Consider the following 16,934-nt stretch of genomic DNA (forward strand, 5'->3'; position numbering starts at 1 on the left):
TGGTGCTCATCGAGACCGAGGCGGATGGCTACTGCGACCCGGTAAGCGGGGCGTGTGCGTGGCCGGGTGCTGAACAACAACCAGTAAGAGAGGAATAGCTGTGCCTGTCATCGCCATCGTCGGAGCCGGCCCCGGGCTCGGAATCCAGATCGCTCATGCCTTCGGCGCCAAGGGGTTCAAGGTCGCCCTGGTGGCCCGCAACGCCGGGAAACTCGACGCCCTCGTGGCGGAGTTGCACGCCGAGGGGATCGAGGCCGCCGGGTTCACCGGCGACATCGGCAAGCCCGAGACCGTCGCTGAGGCGTTCACCCGGATCAAGGAACGCTTCGGCCCGGTCGACGTCCTGGAGTTCTCTCCCGCTGACCAGGCCCTCGGTGCCACGGGGGTTCTCGAGGTCACCCCGGAGACCCTTCAGCCGCAGATCGACTTCTACATCACCGGCGCCATCCAGGCCGTCAAACAGGTGGCGCCCGACATGATCGCGGCCAAGTCCGGGGCGATCCTCATCACCACCGGCGGCGGCTCCATCACGCCGGTGCCGTTCCTGGCGAATATCAACATCGCCGCCGCGGGGCTACGCAACTGGACCCTGAACCTGCACAACGAACTCAAGCCGCAGGGCATCTACGTCGCGCACATCGCCATCAGTGCGTGGATCGGCGCGGGTCATCCGGGCGCCGCTCCCGATGTCATCGCGCGTAGCTACGTCGAGCTGTACGAAACCCGCGCCGAACCGGAACTGCACTACATCGCACTCGGCAAGTGACAGCCCGCCCACTCGATGTGTCCGGCGACGGCTGATTCGGGCGAATTCGTCGATGATTCGGAGAAACTTGTGCCCGAATGGGTACGCATTCCCGCAACTTTGAATTGTGATGTATCTGTGGCGAACCCTTGGGTGTGTGCGTGATTTTCCCGGTGTCCGGCTGCTGCAATGTGGCTGCAATCTGTTCTTCTATGCTCCCCGCTGCACGGCTGAATCGTCCATAAGGGAGCGTAGTGTCGAATCATCGGGAACAGATCTTTCAGGCGGCACAGGGAAAGGTGTCCGAGGAGCTGCTCGGGGCGACGTTCGCGAAGCCACGGGGCGCGACGACGGCCGCGGCGGGTGGCGGGATCGCCGGGGCCATCGGCGGCAAGTGGGCAGGCTCGCAGCACAAAGGGGCGGCAGCCGCCGGCATCCAGCTCGGCAATCCCGGGGCTGTCGCGGTCACGCCGACCAGTCTCGTGACGATGGCGGTCGGCGTCAGCTTCAGCGGCCAGATCAAGGAGGTCAAGGAGGTCCTCAGCGTCGTGCCCCTGGCCGCCGTGGACTCCGTCGAGGTCAAGCGGATGGGCCTGGCCGGCGTGATGGAGATATCGGTCGCCGGCACGTCCTTCAAGCTTGAGGGCAAGGTGCCTGACATGCGCGAATTCGCCGACGCTTTCGCACGGGCGAAGGCCGGCACGTTCTGACCGCGAATCGGGCCCGCCGCCTCTGGGACGCGGCGGGCCTTGACCTGTAGATACTTGCTGACTCATCTGGTCCGCGTCACCACGGTTCGTCACGGGTGGCGCGGCTTCCGGTTTTTCGGGGCTTGCCGGCTATCGTCCGGGGAATCAATGCGTCCACTGCTATATGTACATCCAGGCTGTGATCGTGTGAATACTTTTCGCGCCAGGGGGCGGGGAATATCACTGATCCGGTCGCCCTGACCGCTCTCTGTTATGCCGCGATTTCGCGGACGTCTTTGAGGGCGTGCCAATCGTGATGATTTGCGGGCCACTTTTCACGACCGGGGAAAATGTGCCTTGACAGGGGTGTGCGGTTGTATATGTTTGACCTGGCCTGGGGGTCTGTGATCGATGGCAGGTGTTGGTAAACGGGAGTGAATCGCGGGTATTGGGCGAATTTCGAAACACCGCGATCAATCTTTGGTGTGCTCGCCGCCTGGCGGCAGCACGGGGGTGTACGGCGCGCAGCTGACGCTTGCTGGGAAGCGGAGCGTGCCGGCGGAGGAGGAGAGTCGTGTCAGTCCTGACCATCCAGGGGCCAGCCGAACGCGGGCGCGTGCCGGAAAGGTTCGACATTCCCGAAGGAGGGAATGGGACATTCGGTGCGTGCGCGTGCACACGGTGCGCGCTGGACATCAGAATCGTCGCGGATTCACCGCTGCAGTTCAGGGGCGAGGTCACCGGCGGCAGATCGGTCTGGTGGATCGCGAACCTGTCGGACTACGAACCGCTGTCGGTGTCCGATGTGGACGACACCGGGTCGGCCACCGTGCGGCCCGGTGACCGGCTGCCGTTCGGCTTCGACATGGCGATCGTGCGGCCCTTGCGGGCGGCGAAGGCCTTGTCGGTGACAGTCTTCGCCGCCGCGGCGCCCGCGTCGAAGCCGCGGACGGGCAGCTGTCCGGAGATCTGGCAGGACGAGCAGGCATATCTCGACCCGCGATCACGGTACTTCTCCGTGCTGGAGATCCTGTACCGGCCGCACACCGTCGGCGGCCCCATTCCCACGTCCGCCGACATCGCGGTCGAGCTCGATCTGAGCCCGCGCGCCGTGGACGCGCACATCGACTACCTGATCGCGAGATTGGGTATCCCCGCGCCCGCCAGGCGGAGCGCGGGGTGGAAGCGAAGCGCGTTGGTCGCTTACGTCCACGCCAGAGGCTTGGACATGCTGCGCCGTGGACGCCTGACACGATCCACGCAAGCGCGGAAAGTGCTGTCGTAGCAGCGAATGACCTCAGGCATCGCTGCCGACCTCAGGGGCGAGGCTCTCGTGCTTGGCCTCTTCGGCGGGCTCGTGGCCGGTCGGCTTCACCGGTTTGGTGAACCCGACCAGCCCGAGCGCGGCGGCCAGCAGTGCGAAGACCGCCATCACCGGCCACAACCCGTGGCCCAGTTGGAAATACAGCGCGCCGCCGATGATCGGGCCGATCGCCGTGCCCAGTCCGTACATGAACTGGAAGCTGCCGATGTAACGGCTTCTCAGGTGCGCCGGGCCGGCCGTGCCCGGGTAGCTGAACACCGCCGGACCGCCGACGATCTCGCCGAGGGTCCACAGCATCGTGCCGATGAGGATCACCGCGGGGCCGAGCGGGAGGCCGTAGACCGCGATCCCGGCGGCGAGCAGGAGCCAGCCGAGCACCGCCGTCAGCTTGAACGGCCATTTCTGCGTCACCTTCGTCACCGGCAGTTCGATCGCGATGACGATGAACCCGTTGAGCGCGATCGCCAGGGTGTACCAGAAGATCGGCACGCCCGCGGCGCTGACGTCCAGCGGCAACGTGGCCAGGTACTGGATGTAGACCACGCCGACGAACAGGTTGGCGATCAGGAAGAGCACGAACCGCCGGTCTTTCAGCACCTCGAGGTAGCTGCTCTTCTCGGCGGCCGGGGAGTCGGCCTGGGCCTTCTTGGCCACTCGGCGCGGCAGTGCGTAGAACGCCAGCACCGCGTAGACCAATGCGACCAGGGCCTCGCCCAGGAACACGAGGGTGTACTGCTGGTTGTCGAGGTTGTAGAGCCAGAAACCGAGTAGCGGTGCGGCAGTGGTGCCCAGGTTCAGCCCGAACCGGTACATCGCGAAGATCATGACCTGGCGCTCTTCGCTGGTCTGCTCGGCCAGCAGGGTCGCCGACGCGGGCCGGTAGAGCTGGCTCACGGTGCCGACCAGTGCCACCACGACGATCAGCAGCAGGTAGTTGGGCAGGTAGAGCAGCGCCGCGATCAGCACAGCCGAGCCGCCCATGCTGAGCACGGTCGAGTTGCGTGCGCCCAGCCAGTCGGCCAGCGCCCCGCCGATGAGGACGCCTATCACGGACCCGCCGCCGTAGACACCGAGCGCGGTGGCCGCCTGGCCGCCCGAGTAGCCCTGTGCGGTCATGAACAGGACCAGGAAGATGTTGAGGAATCCACCCAGTTTGTTGACGAAGACGCCTGCCAGCACCGCCTTCACAGCGAGCGGTGACTGGGCGAAGGTGTTCCAGACACCAGCGCTTTGCGAGGACTTGCTTGACATGGACGTTCTCGTTTCCTAGTCGAGGGTCATCTTGATTTCGAGCAGGGACTGGGCTGCGTCGAGCGCCTTCTCGCACGCCAGGCGGGATTCCCCGGCCGCGGTGGCGAAGGCGACACGGCCCCAGACAGTTCCCTTCGGCGGTGGGGAGACCACCGCGCCGGGTTGCGCGATGGCCACCACCTGGTCGATCGCGTCCGGCAACTTCGTCTCGTCGAAGACGACCGAGTCGATCACGGTGTCGTCGTCCTCGACATAGAAGAAGCGAATGCCGGCCACCCGGTCGTGGGTGCGCGTGAGATCAGGCGTCAGGCCGCACGCGACCGACGCGGCTGCCACACCGAGGTCGATGCCGGTGGCGAGCAGGCCGAGGTACGGGATCATGTCGCCGCCGAGCCGGCCGTTGACCTCGATGACCTTCGGCCCTTGGGGCGTGAGCATGAACTCCGAATGCGTGACACCGTCGGTGAAACCCAGTGCCTCATGGGTTTCCTGGAGGATGTCCAGCAGTGCCGGGTCGGTCAGCAGCGGGTCGGCCCCGTCGACGAAGTGGCCGACCTCCTCGGCGTACGGGTGGTAGCCGACGACCTTGCGGCCGATGAACAGCGGCGTGACCTTGCCGTCCTGGATCAGCGAATCGACGCTGATCTCCTCGCCCGCAACGAACTCCTCGACCAGGACGGGCTGATCGGTGTCGTACGCGATCGGCTCAGGACCATGGGCGCTTTCGGTGAAGGCGAAGCCGGCCCGCAGCTGATCGGCGTCCTCGACCTTGATCACGCCGAGGCTGGCGGCCAGGCCGCGGGGTTTGAGGATGGCCGGGTATCCGACCTCTGTCGCGGCGGCGAGAGCCTCTTGCACTGTCTTGACCGGGATCGAGTGCGGTTGCGGCACTCCGGCCGCGGCCAGCGAAGCGCGAGTCTTGCCTTTGTCCCGTAGCCGCCAGATCACCGATGGTTCGCCGTTACGAAGTCCGAGAGCACCGGCTATGAAGGCTGCGGGGTGGATCCGCACCTCGTCCCAGCACAGGACACCGGCGATCGGATCCCTGGCGTGCAACTCCAGCGCGGCGGCGGCCATCGCGGGGCCGTCGGTCGTGCTGGGCAGCACTGTCCAGTCCTCTATGTACTCCCGCTCCCAGTCCGGTTCGGCCACATGCAGCAGGTGCACCCGGAACCGGGTGCTGATCGACCGCAGCAGGTACTCCCGGAACGGGCGCCAGCCGGTCGAGACCACAAGCAGCTTGGGGCGATTACTGTGGGTTGTCATCATCTCTTCCCTGCAGGAGGTGAATGTGGGGGATCAACTGCCGCTGAACACCTTTTCCCGCTCGTTCTCCTCGCTTGTCACAGCGATCCGCCGAGCGGCGTAGCGCAGGGTCGGCGGCGCCATCAACGACGTGATCACCGCGACCAGCAGCACGATCGTGTAGGTCTCGGTGGTCAGTACGCCCAGCCGCAGGCCGACCATCGCGACGATCACCTCGATCACCCCGCGTGCGTTCAGGCCGGCGCCCAGCGCCAGGCCTTCCCAGTGCGACAACCTGGCCACGCGGGCGCCGAGATAGGCGCCTGCGAACTTGCCGCCGATCGCGACCGCGAGAACGACCAACGCGGTCAGCAGCACATCCAGGCGAACCAGCGCGGTGAGGTCCATCCGCAGGCCGGCCGTGGCGAAGAAGATCGGGGCCAGCACAGACATCACGAACGTCCGCAGTGGCGCCAGTTTCGTCCGGTCGAGCAACCCCGAGGAGCTGATCAGCATGCCGCACAGGAACGTCCCCAGGATCGGTTCGAGGCCCAGGGCATGCGTCCCGGCCGCCGAGAGCAGCAACAGGATCACGATCATCGCCACGGTGACACCGGGTTCGCTGGACTTCGCCGCCACCCGCAGTCCCGCGCGCACCACGGGCCGGGCGACCAGCCACGCGATGAGACCGACCGCGACCAGGCTGCCGATGGTCAGGGCGACCTGGCCGCCGCGCAGACCGCTGGTGACCATCGTGGACACGATCGACAACAGTGCCCAGCCGACTATGTCGTCGACCGCGGACGCGCTGATGGTGAGCTGCCCGATGTTGCGATGCAGGAGTTTCATCTCCAGCAGCGTCTTGGCGATCACCGGGATTGCGCTGACGCACATCGCGACCGCGAGGAACAACGCGACCACCGAGCGGTTGCCTCCCTCGGCGAGCAGCGATGCCGGCAGCACCATCCCCACCCCGAACCCGAGGGCGAGCGGGATGAGCAGACCGCCCATGCTCACCGACAACGCGGTCTTTCCTTTGCGGCGCAACAGACCTAGATCGACGTGCATGCCGGTGAAGCCGACCAGCAACAGCACGCCGAACTGTCCCACCGCGTCGAGCAGGTGCAACTGTTCGACGTTGGCCGGGAACAGCCACCGGGACAGGCCGGGGATCGCGTGCGCCAGCAGGGACGGACCGAGGACGACCCCAGCGGTGAGTTCACCGACCACCGCGGGCAGTTTCCATTTGGTCGCCAGCCTGCCGAACGCGAAGGCGAGACCGAGCAGCAATCCCAGCTGCAGAAGGAACACGAGCATCTGATGTGCACCGATGGGCGCGACGGGGGCGGCGGCGAGCGTCATCGAAACTCCTTTCCGGACTGCGCGTCTCGGAGGCTGTGGTACGTGATCACTTCGCCGTCGCCCCGCGAATCTCGAGCGTGCAGCACTTGGCGCTGCCACCGGACTTCAGCAGCTCGGAGAGATCGACCCCGATCGGGACGAAGCCACGTGCCCACAGCTGTTCGGTCAGGTGGGTGGCCTCCTGCGCCAGCAGGACGTGCCTGCCGTCGGAGACCGCGTTGAGGCCGAAGACCTCGGCGTCGGCATCCGTGGCCAGGATGGCGTCGGGGTACAACTCGAGGAGAACGGCCTGGCTCTCGGCGGAGAACGCAGGCGGGTAGTACATGACCTCGTCGTCGTCGAGCACGGCCAGCGCCGTGTCGAGGTGGTAGAACCGGTCGTCGACCAGTTCGAGGGTCACCACCTCCCGGCCGAAGACCCGCGCCGCCTCCAGATGTGAGCGGCGGTCCGTGCGAAACCCCGTGCCCGCAAGGATCCGCTCTCCGGTGACCAGGTAGTCACCCTCGCCCTCGTTGACGAACTCCGACTCGTGAGCCGGGAAACCTCTGTCCTGGAACCACTTCAGGTACGCGGGACCCTCGGGGACGCGCTCGGAGTGCCGGAAGCTCGCCGACAGCACCTTGCCGTCCACGACCGTGGCGCCGTTGGCCGCGAACACCATGTCGGGCAGCCCGGGGACCGGATCGATCAACTCCACCTCGTGACCGAATCCGAGGTACAGGCTGCGTAACCGTTCCCACTGCGCCACCGCGATGCCGGCGTCGGTCGGTTTGCCGGGCTGCATCCACGGGTTGATCGAATACGTGACCTCGAAATGCGTCGGTTTGCACATGAGGAAACGTCGTGGGCGTGCGACGCGTATCGGTCGCGTGATGTGTGTGGTCGGCTGGTGCGACACGGAGGTCCTCTCGTGGTGGTGTCGGCCTCCGGCGAGTGCCTTATGAGGTCGCCGGACGGCCATGAGTGCAGCAAACGATCACCGGGCGAGTACGCCTGGGAAATGTGCTGCACAGAGATATCACGTGAATCGGGTGTCTGCTAGCACGCCTCGGTTGTTCGCTGCTCCAATTCCAGCGCGAACTCCTGCCATGCTTGCGCGTAGGTTTTCGCCAGTTTGGCGACCGTGTGCGTGCAGTGCGCCGGAATCGTGTCGACGAAATCCGACCAGTCCCGGGACTCGACGCCCCGCGCGGCCAGCCAGTGCAATAGGGCACGGCCCGCCTCCGAGAATCTCAGCGTCGGATCCCTGGCCAGATCGCGCAGTGCCGCGGGCGGCTCGCTTCGCTGATTGTTCGAGTGGTCCCTGATATCGGGCGGTCTGGGCCTCTGCGCCGCCGGTTGTTTGTGCTGTGCCCGTCCGATCGCACTTTTGGGCAGGCCTGGATTTTTTTCCTGATTCATCCGTTTGCGGACGTCGTGTGCCGTGCCGACCGAGATGCCCGTTGATTTCGCGATCTCGCGGAGTGACGCGTCGGGGCGTGCGGAGATAAGCTCGCGTGCAGCCTGTCGCCGGTCGGCTACGTTGGGAGTCCGGGTCTTGCCGTCGCGGCCGACCCTGGCGTTCGACTGGTGCGATTCCCCGGCTGAACGTTGCCGGATAGTGCCGACAGTTTTGTGCGAGAGACCCGTCACCGCGGCGATCGCGCGGTCTGACCAGTGCGGGTGGCTGAGCAGGATCCGCGCCGCGGCTCGCTTGCGATCATTGAGCGACAACGGCAATCCGTGCGCGGTGTTCGCCTCGACGGCGGCCACGAACACGTCGGCGTTGTCGCCGTCGTAGAACCGCGCACTGATCGTCTCGCGTCCCTGCGCCAGGGCCGCGCGCAACCGGTGCATCCCGTCGATGACCTGCATCGTTTCCCGGTGCACGAGGATCGGCGGAAGATCGGATTCCGATTCGGCAAGTGCTTTGATGTGTTTCTCGCTCTCGCCGGACTGCCGTGGTGAGTCGGCCCGCCGGAGCGAATCGACCGGTAATTCGACGACCGGCCCTATCTGTGCCGGTGCGTACTGACCGTCGGCTTCGGACTGTCCCCCCGGACTTGCACTTGTTGTGTTCCGCACGCTTGCCCCTCGGCGACGATGCCTTCTCGTGGCACCAGTTGAGATATTCAGCCTGGTTCTGAACGCGTTCGAGGCTACTTGTCACATTGTGTGCCGACGGCCGGATCCGGGCCGACCGGCCCGGGGAGACATTGATGCCGGTTTGTGCTAGGACGGCGATGCCGGTGCCGGCGTAGGTGTTCAAAGGCCAACTGGCCGCCGGTTGCACGGCACCATGATCTTTTGCTATCACAGTAAAGCCGAGCTGAACGGGCGCGGCTTTCCTCACTGGCCCTCGGATGTCCGGGTGACCCGGATTCCCGTGAGTACGCTCACCGGAATCGCCCGGGGCCGGAAAAACCCGGATTTCCCAGACTGTGAAGTCGACTGGATCGCGCTGTCGGCAGGCGGCATCACTCCCGAAAAGGAGACGCAGACCTTATGAAACACCAGGATGTCGAGTTACTCGCCATTGGTGTCGGGCCCTCGAACCTTGCCCTCGCGATAGCACTGGAAGAACTCGCACCGGACGATCTGGCGCGCAACAGCATGCTGATCGACCGCGCCGACACGGTCGTGTGGCAGCAGGGCCTGCTGTTGCCGTGGGCGACGAGCCAGATCTCCTTTCTCAAGGACCTCGTGACGCTGCGCAACCCGTCCAGCGAGTTCTCCTTCGTCAACTTCCTGCACGCCTCAGGCAGGCTGGACCACTTCATCAACATGGGCAACCTCTGGCCCTACCGCAGTGAGATCTCCGACTACTTCGCCTGGGTGGCCAACTCGCTGTCCAAGGTCAAGGTGGAGCTCGGCCGGGAGTGCGTCGCCGTCGGACCGCGCCGGGACGCCGCGGGCAAGCTTGTCGGCTGGAGCGCACGGTTCGCCGACGGGTCCACAGTCTCCAGCCGTTACCTGGTGATCGCGCCGGGGCGCGATCCCCACATTCCCGAGGTGCTGGCCGGACTGTCGGCTGATCGCGTCATCCACGGCACCCGCTACACCCCTCGGCTGGCCACTCTGCCCCGCGATCTGCCCTATCGGGTCGCGGTGATCGGCGGCGGCCAGAGCGCCGCGGAGATGTTCTGTGCCCTGCAGGACGACCTTCCCGAAGCCGACATCGCCTGGGTGATGCGCTCGCTCGGCCCGAACGCGTTGCAGTCGAGCAAGTTCACCAACGAGATGTACTACCCGTCCTTTGTGGACAAGGTGTACGGCGCCTCTCCCGCGGGCCGGGAGGAGATCCGGCGGGAGATGCACCGCACCAACTACTCCGGAGTGGAGCCCGACCTGCTGCAGAACCTGTACTCCGACCGGTATGTCAAAGGGCTCGCCGGCCAGGACCGCACGAGTCTGGTCACGATGGTCGACCTCGTCGGCGCCGAGGAGACCGAGGACGGCGTGGTTCTCCAGCTGGCCGACCGGGCGACCGGGGAGATCACCCGGCTGGAGCGCGACCTGGTGTTCCTGGGCACCGGTTTCCGCGGTGAGATGCCCGCGCTGGTCCGGGGCCTCGCCGACGAGCTGAAGCTCAGCGAGATCACCGTGACCCGCCGGTACCAGCTGGTGCTCGACGAGCCGTCGGATGCCGCCTGTTACCTGCAGGGGCTGAACGAGGACACGCACGGCGTCGGTGACTCACTGCTCAGTGTCGTCGTCGATCGCACGGCGGCCACGGTCCAGGACATCGTGAGCCGTCGTCATCACGCCGGCCGGACCGAGTTCGCCGACGCGGGGGCCTGAAGTGATCGACTATGACGGCCGGCGCTTCAGCCCGGCCACCGAGACGCCCGGCCCTTCGCCCGTGGCGCACTACCACCAGCGGGACGACCTGATCTGGGGTGAGTTCTCCGGCGGTGACGTGCGGCGTGGGTCGATCGCCGGGACCAGCGACCCGGACGGCCTGCTGGAGTTCGCCTACTGCATGGTGCTCGACAGCGGCACGGTGGTCACCGGCCTCTGCCACAGCGTTCCCGAAGTGCTCGACGACGGCCGGATCCGGCTGACCGAGCACTGGCAGCGATACGGGCCGAACCCCGCCAGCGGGATCTCGGCGTTGGTGGAGTTGCCCGCCACCGTCCCCGGCCGTACTCCCGGATCACCGGCTGAATCCTTAATGGACCTTTCGACAGGAGTCCCAGATCATGCAAGCCGAACCTGAAGAGCCCCTTGAGCGGATCCCCGCCGACTTCATGCGCGACCCCTACGAGCTGCTGAGGAAGTACCGGGACAAGGGACCCGTGCACGAGGTCATCTTCGCGCACGGAGCCAAGGCGTGGCTGGTGACCCGCTACGACGAGATCCGCGCCCTGGTCAACGATCCGCGCGTCAGCAAGGACGGACGGCGGATGAACGAGCTGTTCGCCCGGCATTCCGGCGTGCCCTTCGAGGAGGACGAGACGGCGAGCGTCGGATTCGACGACGAGCTCTCCGCGAACCTGATCAACACCGACCCGCCACGGCACACGCGGCTGCGTTCCCTGGTCAGCAAGGCGTTCACCCGTCAGCGGATGGAGAAGCTGCGCCCGCGGGTCGAGGAGGTCGTCGACGGCCTGCTGGATGCCTTCACCGGACGGTCCGAAGTGGACCTGATGAGCGAGTTCGCGGTACGCCTGCCGATCACCATCCTGTCGGACCTGTTCGGCATGCCGGAGGACGAGCTCAACGACTTCCGGCTGTGGTCGCTCAAACTCGTGGGCGCCGGGCACGATCCCGCCGAGGTCACCGACGCGTCCAACAAGGTCAACGACTACGCCGACGAGCTGATCGACTCCAAACGCGCGAACCCCGGCGACGACCTGGTGAGCGCGCTGGTGCAGGTCACCGACGGCGACGACCGGCTGACCAGGGCCGAGCTGCGGGCGATGATCTTCGTGCTGGTGGTGGCCGGGCACATCACCACGATCTACTCGATCGGCAACGCGACCGCAAACCTGTTGACACACCCCGGAGAACTGGCCAAGCTGCGGGCCGACCTGTCGTTGATGCCCGTGGCCGTGGACGAGTTGTTGCGTTACGACGGCTCCGCCGCGGTGGCCACGTTCATGTTCACCAAAGCCGAGATCCCGGTCGGGGACACCGTCATTCCCGCCGATCAGATCCTGGCGCTGTCCTGGCATTCGGCCAACCGCGACGACCGGCGTTTCCCCGACGGGGACCGCCTCGACCTCAACCGCCGCCCGGTCGGCAGCATGGCGTTCGGCCACGGGATCCATTACTGCATCGGCACACCACTGGCGAAGCTGCAGATCGAGATCGCGTTGACCAAGCTGATCACCCGCTACCCGAACCTGCGGCTGGCCGTGGAACCCGATCAGCTGCCGTGGATCAGCAGTTCGCTGCTGCGCGGCCTGGAGGCGCTCCCGGTGCTGGTGTCGTGATGCCCTTTCGTTTGTCCGCCCAAGGTCCGTGGCATGGAGAGTGTTGATGAACAGCCGTGAAATCGAACTGCTCGCGATCGGCGCGGGCCCGTCCAACCTGGGCCTGGCGGTGGCGCTGGAGGAACTCGCGCCCGACCTTGCCGAGAACTCCCTGATCATCGAGCGCAACCAGACAGTGGAGTGGCAGTCGGGGATGTTGCTGCCCTGGGCCAAGAGCCAGGTCTCGTTCCTCAAGGATCTGGCCACGCTTCGCAATCCGCGCAGCAGGTTCACGTTCCTCAGTTTCCTCAAGGCCACCGGCCGGATCGACGGCTTCATCAACATGGGCAGCCTGACGCCGTACCGCCTGGAGATATCGGCCTATCTGGACTGGGTCGCGCGGTCACTGTCCAAGGTGTCGGTGGAACTCGGCCGCGACTGCGTCCGCATCGAGCCGTCCCGCGACGATTCCGGCACGCTGACCGGCTGGGTCACCACGCTGGCCGACGGAAGCCAGATCGCCAGCCGTTACCTGGTCATCGGTACCGGCCGGGACGCGAACATCCCTCCGGTCCTGGCCGGCCTGTCCAAGGGACGGGTCATCCACAGCACCGGGTACAAGCAGGGTGTCGCAGGCCTGTCGAAGCAGTTCCCGTACCGCGTCGCCGTGATCGGCAGTTCGCAGAGTGCCGCCGAAGTCTTCAAGGCGCTGCGCACTGACCTGCCCGACAGCGATGTGGCGTGGGTGATGCGCTCGATCGGGCCGACTGTGGACCCGTCGAGCCAGTTCACCAACGAGCTCTACTTCCCTTCCTACATCGACGAGTTCTTCGACACACCGGCCGAAGGGCGCGACCGGATCCGGCGGGAGTTGTACCGGACCAACTACTCCTGCGTCACGCCTGCGATGCAACGGAGTCTTTACGCGGACTTCTACCGGGACCGTCTGGAGAACCGCGAGGACCGCCGTATGGTCACGATGACCGAGATCACCGCCGCCCGTGAGCAGGACGGCGAGGTGATCCTCGAACTGACCGACCGCAGGACCGGCGAGGTCACCGAACTGCGCCGCGATGTGGTGTTCCTCGGCACCGGGTTCGCCTGGCGGCCACCGAGGCTGATCCAGGGGCTGGCCGACGCGATCGGCCTGGCGGAGGTCGAAGTGACCCGCCGCTACCGGCTGGTGGTCGACGAGCCCGCCGAAGCCGGCTGTTACCTGCAGGGCGTCAACGAGGCAACGCACGGCATCAGCGAGTCGTTGCTGAGCGTGCTGGCGCGCCGGGCCGAGGACATCACCCTCGACATCGTCGCGCACCGGGCCGCGAACCGGTTCCGGCACGACTCCCACTCCGTCGTCCCGAGCCTCGTCTCCGCCCAGTCGCGTCTCCACTGATTCCAAAGGAACTTCGACAATGCGATTACTGAGCACCGATCTCGCCACGGCGCGGGACGATGCCTTCCAGACGTTGCGGGTCGCCATGTCCGCCACCAACATGGAGGAGGCGGCACGATGCTGCGCACGCCTCCTGGATGTCCTGCCGGACCGTGAGAACCTGCACCGCAACCGGGTCATGGTGGCCTACGGCGGCGGCAAGGACAGTTCGTACACCCTGGCATTCGTCCGGGCGATGCAGCTGCTGCTCTTCCGGGAGCACGGCACCACTTTCCAGATGAGGGTGGCGACCAACCGGCACGCCGGCATGCCCCGCGCGGTCATGGAGAACATCGACCGGGCGTACCAGGCACTTCAGCTCGCCGACGATCCCGACTGCGAACTGCTGCTGATCGACGGCAACGAGGTGTCGGCGTTCGATGTGGACTCGCCACAGCGTGAGCACGTCGTGCGCCGAAACCGGCTCGACATCCTGATGACCGGCCACCGGACCTTCGCCGACGGGCGTCCCACGTTCTGCAACGCGTGCAACCTGAGCGTGATCAACTCGTTCGGTGTCGCCGCGGCCCACGGCGACGGCGCCGATCTCATCATCACCGGCGACTCGCAGGACGAGCAGCGTCAGTACTCGGCCTGGGTGAGTCGCCTCTCCCGGCGGATCGCCCCGTCCGGCAAGAACGTCAGCGGCACCGGGTTCGGCCGTCTTCTGTCGCATGTGGACGGAATCGCGCAGTCGTACTTCACCGACATCCACGGCCCGGAAGCGGTCGAGGAGCGGCGGGTGACCTCCGATGTGCCGGAGCGGATGCGGTTCTTCTCCATCTACTCCGAAACGGCCTACCGCGCGGGCGACCACATGTCGCTGCTGACGGACTTCCTCGGCTTCGCCTTCGACGACGTCGCGTTCAGCTTCACCGAGTCCGACTGCGGAAACCCCGCTCTGATGGCGCATTTGCGCGGTCTCAAGTGTGAGCGGGTGTACAAGCGGTCCTACGACGAAGGCCTGGCGGAGTACGTCGACTTCGCCTTGGGCCTCATGCGCGAGAAGGACTTTCCGCCCGAGCTGGTCGAGCATATGCGTGCACGCTACGACAGTCCTGATGCGGCGACCCGCATGCGGCGCGCGGCAGCGGACTATGCGATGGAGACGTTCGGTCTCACCGAAGAGCAGCTGGTCTGTCTGGTGTACTCGCCGTTCGCAGAGAAGGCTGTGGGGCTCGCGCAGTTCCTTGAGAACGAGCACCCCGCACTGGCCGGCCAAGTCGACGCCATCCAAGCGCTGCTGGCCAATGACTCACTCGAAGACGCACGCCTGACAGTGGACCTGTGCCGTATCAGCGGCCTGGAACTGCCGCAGCTCAGGGTGCTCCACGGCCGCTCGTTGCGCCGCCCCGGCCGTGACGCGCAAGGCGAAGCGATCGACGCCGTGCTGGCCGGCGATCCACACAAGGCGGTCATCCGGACGCGGCACGCCCCGGGTGGCCCGAACACGCTCGAACAGATCTCGGGAAGGTAGCCATGGGAGTCCAGATCGTCCATCTCCAGCGGGACAACCTTTTACACGAATACGGGCTCGACACCCAGCGGCTCAAGCCGTGGGCCGTGCTCAACTCGCCGTTCGAGAGTTCGTGGGCGGTGGCCGCGCCGCGTACCCGGTCGACCCTGCATTCCCATCACGAACACGAGATCTTCATCGCCGTGCGTGGCTCGGCGGTGATCGAGTGCGACGGGGAGCAGGCCCTCTTCGCCGAGGGCGATGTCGCGTTCTTCCAGCCCGGCAAGCAACACCGCCTGCTCAACGACGGAGACGACGAGTTCATGTTCTACAGCGTCTGGTGGGACGAGAAGATGTCCGAGGAATTCCTGCACCGCTCCCGCTCGGGAGCGCGATCATGACCCATCCTCGCCCTGCAGAGGACGACCGGCCCGTCCTTGTCCTCGGCCCCAACCCCACGCCTAACGGCGGCATGCACCTCGGCCACATGGCGGGTCCGTATCTGGCTGGCGACGTTTACGCGCGCTACCAACGGGCCCGTGGCCGGAAGGTGGTCTTCTCGACAGGCACGGACGACAGCCAGACGTTCGTGCTCGCGTCCGCCCGACGGCTCGGCACGGACCCTCAGGAGCTGTGCCGGACCTCCACCGAACTGATCCGCGAAGCGCTGGACGCCATGGGCATCTCGGTGGACGGCTTTGGCCCGTTCGACGAGACGTACCACGCGACCGTGATCGACTATTTCCGCGAACTGCACGCAGCCGGGAAGTTCCGGCTGCGGACCGTGCGCCTGCCCTATCTGGAACGCACTGGTGAATTCCTGGTCGAGGGCATGGTGGAGGGGGAGTGCCCGGTCTGCCTGACGACCTGCCGCGGCGGACTGTGTGAGACCTGTTGTCACCCCAACAACTTCGACGAGTTGATCAACCCGCGGTCCACTGTCGACCCACGGGACGTGCCCACCGTCCGGGAGGCGACGATCCTGGTGCTCCCGATGGAGGAGTACCGGGAGCAGCTCACCGCCTACCACGAGAAGTGGGCGCCGTACTGGCGTCCGCACCTCGTGCAGATGGTCCGTGACGTCCTTTCACGGCCGCTGCTGGACCTGCCGATCACCTATCCGCTTTCCTGGGGCATGGCGGCGCCGTTCCCCGAGACTCCGGGACAGGTGCTCAACGCGTGGCTCGAGCTGATCCCCGCCGGGATGTACACGTCGTCCTACGCCGCCGCGCGGACCGGCCGTGAGACCACGCCCGGTCAACTGTGGCTGCCCGAAGAGGACACACGCATTGTGCACTTCCTCGGCTTCGACAACGCGTACTTCTTCGCGCTGGCGCACATGGCGTTGCTGATGGCCCACGGCGACCGGTACATCCGGCCGGAATCGGTGCTCACCAACGAGTTCTACGAGCTGGAGAGCGAGAAGTTCTCCACCAGCAAGGGGCACGTGCTGTCGGTTCAGGACATCCTCAAGGAGGTGCCGAGGGATCTGGTCCGCCTGTACCTCGCGCTGACCGCGCCCGAGTACCAGCGCACCACCTTCACCCGCGCGGGTCTGGCCAAGGTCGTCGGGGAGCGGCTGGCCGGGCCGTGGAACCGGCTGGCGGAAACACTCGGCAAGGCGGTCGCGAACGCCGGCGGCGACACGATTTCGTTGCCTGTCTCGGCGACCGGCCGCAGCCTGGCGGCCACGATGCTGGAGCGGTTCGACTTCCACTACGAGATGCCGAACTACAGCATGAACCGTGCCGCGGAAGCGATCCTGGCCCAGATCACCCGCCTGGGCCGGATCGCGGCCACGCTCGACGGTCGCGGTCTCGACGAGGAGCCAGATGCCTGGGGCGATCTCTTCTTGCAGGTGAGAACGCTGCTGGCGGTGAGCGCGCCGATCCTGATCGACCTGGCCGCAGCCGCGAGACAGGCAGGCGGCTTCGACGGCGTGCTCGCGCCGGGGGCGTTCGACGTGCCCGACGTCGTGCCGTTCGCCCCGCCGCTTCTGCCGGTCATGCCTGATTCCGCAGGGGAGCGCTGACG

15 protein-coding genes are annotated in these 16,934 nt (G+C 66.2%); 10 read left to right on the forward strand and 5 right to left on the reverse strand.

From position 1 onward, the window contains the following. Positions 1-100 precede the first annotated feature (100 nt). The 3 genes from JOF56_RS33945 (at position 101) to JOF56_RS33955 (ending at position 2,719) form a co-directional block, all read left to right on the forward strand. Positions 101-766, forward strand: a complete 666-nt coding sequence (locus JOF56_RS33945) for an SDR family NAD(P)-dependent oxidoreductase (protein ID WP_209643528.1) — start codon at positions 101-103, stop codon at positions 764-766. A gap of 233 nt (positions 767-999) precedes the next feature. Then, entirely contained in the window at positions 1,000-1,455 is a 456-nt protein-coding gene (locus JOF56_RS33950) for a hypothetical protein (RefSeq protein ID WP_209643529.1), read from the forward strand. A gap of 553 nt (positions 1,456-2,008) precedes the next feature. After that, positions 2,009-2,719, forward strand: coding sequence for a hypothetical protein (locus tag JOF56_RS33955; protein ID WP_209643530.1), 711 nt, complete (start codon positions 2,009-2,011; stop codon positions 2,717-2,719). A gap of 12 nt (positions 2,720-2,731) precedes the next feature. On the opposite strand, the gene JOF56_RS33960 is transcribed toward JOF56_RS33955, so the two are convergent. The 5 genes from JOF56_RS33960 to JOF56_RS33980 form a co-directional block, all read right to left on the reverse strand. Then, positions 2,732-4,009 (reverse strand): MFS transporter, encoded by a 1,278-nt coding sequence (locus JOF56_RS33960; RefSeq protein WP_209643531.1) that lies wholly within the window; start codon positions 4,007-4,009, stop codon positions 2,732-2,734. Positions 4,010-4,024: 15 nt separating this feature from the next. Continuing rightward, a complete protein-coding gene (locus tag JOF56_RS33965; protein WP_245378498.1) occupies positions 4,025-5,275 on the reverse strand; it encodes an ATP-grasp domain-containing protein in 1,251 nt (416 codons plus the stop codon). Between the two features lie 33 nt (positions 5,276-5,308). Next, entirely contained in the window at positions 5,309-6,616 is a 1,308-nt protein-coding gene (locus JOF56_RS33970; protein WP_209643533.1) for a cation:proton antiporter, read from the reverse strand. A 46-nt stretch (positions 6,617-6,662) separates the two neighbouring features. Beyond that, positions 6,663-7,514 (reverse strand): dimethylargininase, encoded by an 852-nt coding sequence (gene ddaH / locus JOF56_RS33975; RefSeq protein WP_372448293.1) that lies wholly within the window; start codon positions 7,512-7,514, stop codon positions 6,663-6,665. Between the two features lie 140 nt (positions 7,515-7,654). Continuing rightward, positions 7,655-8,680: a ParB N-terminal domain-containing protein gene (locus JOF56_RS33980; RefSeq protein WP_307855379.1), complete on the reverse strand. Its 1,026-nt coding sequence runs from the start codon at positions 8,678-8,680 to the stop codon at positions 7,655-7,657. Positions 8,681-9,100: 420 nt separating this feature from the next. Here JOF56_RS33980 and JOF56_RS33985 point away from each other — a divergent pair, with 420 nt between their 5' ends. Genes JOF56_RS33985 through JOF56_RS34015 form a run of 7 tightly spaced genes read left to right on the forward strand, consistent with a single transcriptional unit; the run spans position 9,101 to position 16,932 of the window. Continuing rightward, positions 9,101-10,396 carry a SidA/IucD/PvdA family monooxygenase gene (locus tag JOF56_RS33985; RefSeq protein ID WP_209643535.1) on the forward strand — a complete coding sequence of 432 codons (1,296 nt, stop codon included), beginning with the start codon at positions 9,101-9,103 and terminating at the stop codon, positions 10,394-10,396. Position 10,397: 1 nt separating this feature from the next. Then, positions 10,398-10,814 carry an avidin-fold protein gene (locus JOF56_RS33990; RefSeq protein WP_209643536.1) on the forward strand — a complete coding sequence of 139 codons (417 nt, stop codon included), beginning with the start codon at positions 10,398-10,400 and terminating at the stop codon, positions 10,812-10,814. Continuing rightward, the gene (locus JOF56_RS33995; protein ID WP_209643537.1) at positions 10,798-12,033 is read left to right on the forward strand and encodes a cytochrome P450 family protein; all 1,236 of its coding nucleotides are present in this window, start codon (positions 10,798-10,800) and stop codon (positions 12,031-12,033) included. The genes JOF56_RS33990 and JOF56_RS33995 overlap by 17 nt, the downstream gene beginning before the upstream one ends. 46 nt (positions 12,034-12,079) lie before the next feature. Further along, positions 12,080-13,405, forward strand: coding sequence for a SidA/IucD/PvdA family monooxygenase (locus JOF56_RS34000; protein ID WP_209643538.1), 1,326 nt, complete (start codon positions 12,080-12,082; stop codon positions 13,403-13,405). A 19-nt stretch (positions 13,406-13,424) separates the two neighbouring features. After that, a complete protein-coding gene (locus tag JOF56_RS34005) occupies positions 13,425-14,921 on the forward strand; it encodes a hypothetical protein (RefSeq protein ID WP_209643539.1) in 1,497 nt (498 codons plus the stop codon). A gap of 2 nt (positions 14,922-14,923) precedes the next feature. Continuing rightward, positions 14,924-15,301, forward strand: coding sequence for a cupin domain-containing protein (locus JOF56_RS34010; RefSeq protein WP_209643540.1), 378 nt, complete (start codon positions 14,924-14,926; stop codon positions 15,299-15,301). Beyond that, positions 15,298-16,932 (forward strand): class I tRNA ligase family protein, encoded by a 1,635-nt coding sequence (locus JOF56_RS34015; RefSeq protein ID WP_209643541.1) that lies wholly within the window; start codon positions 15,298-15,300, stop codon positions 16,930-16,932. Before JOF56_RS34010 ends, JOF56_RS34015 begins: the two co-directional genes overlap by 4 nt. Positions 16,933-16,934: the final 2 nt, after the last annotated feature.

Source organism: Kibdelosporangium banguiense (genome assembly GCF_017876405.1).
GTDB classification, from domain to species: Bacteria; Actinomycetota; Actinomycetes; order Mycobacteriales; family Pseudonocardiaceae; genus Kibdelosporangium; species Kibdelosporangium banguiense.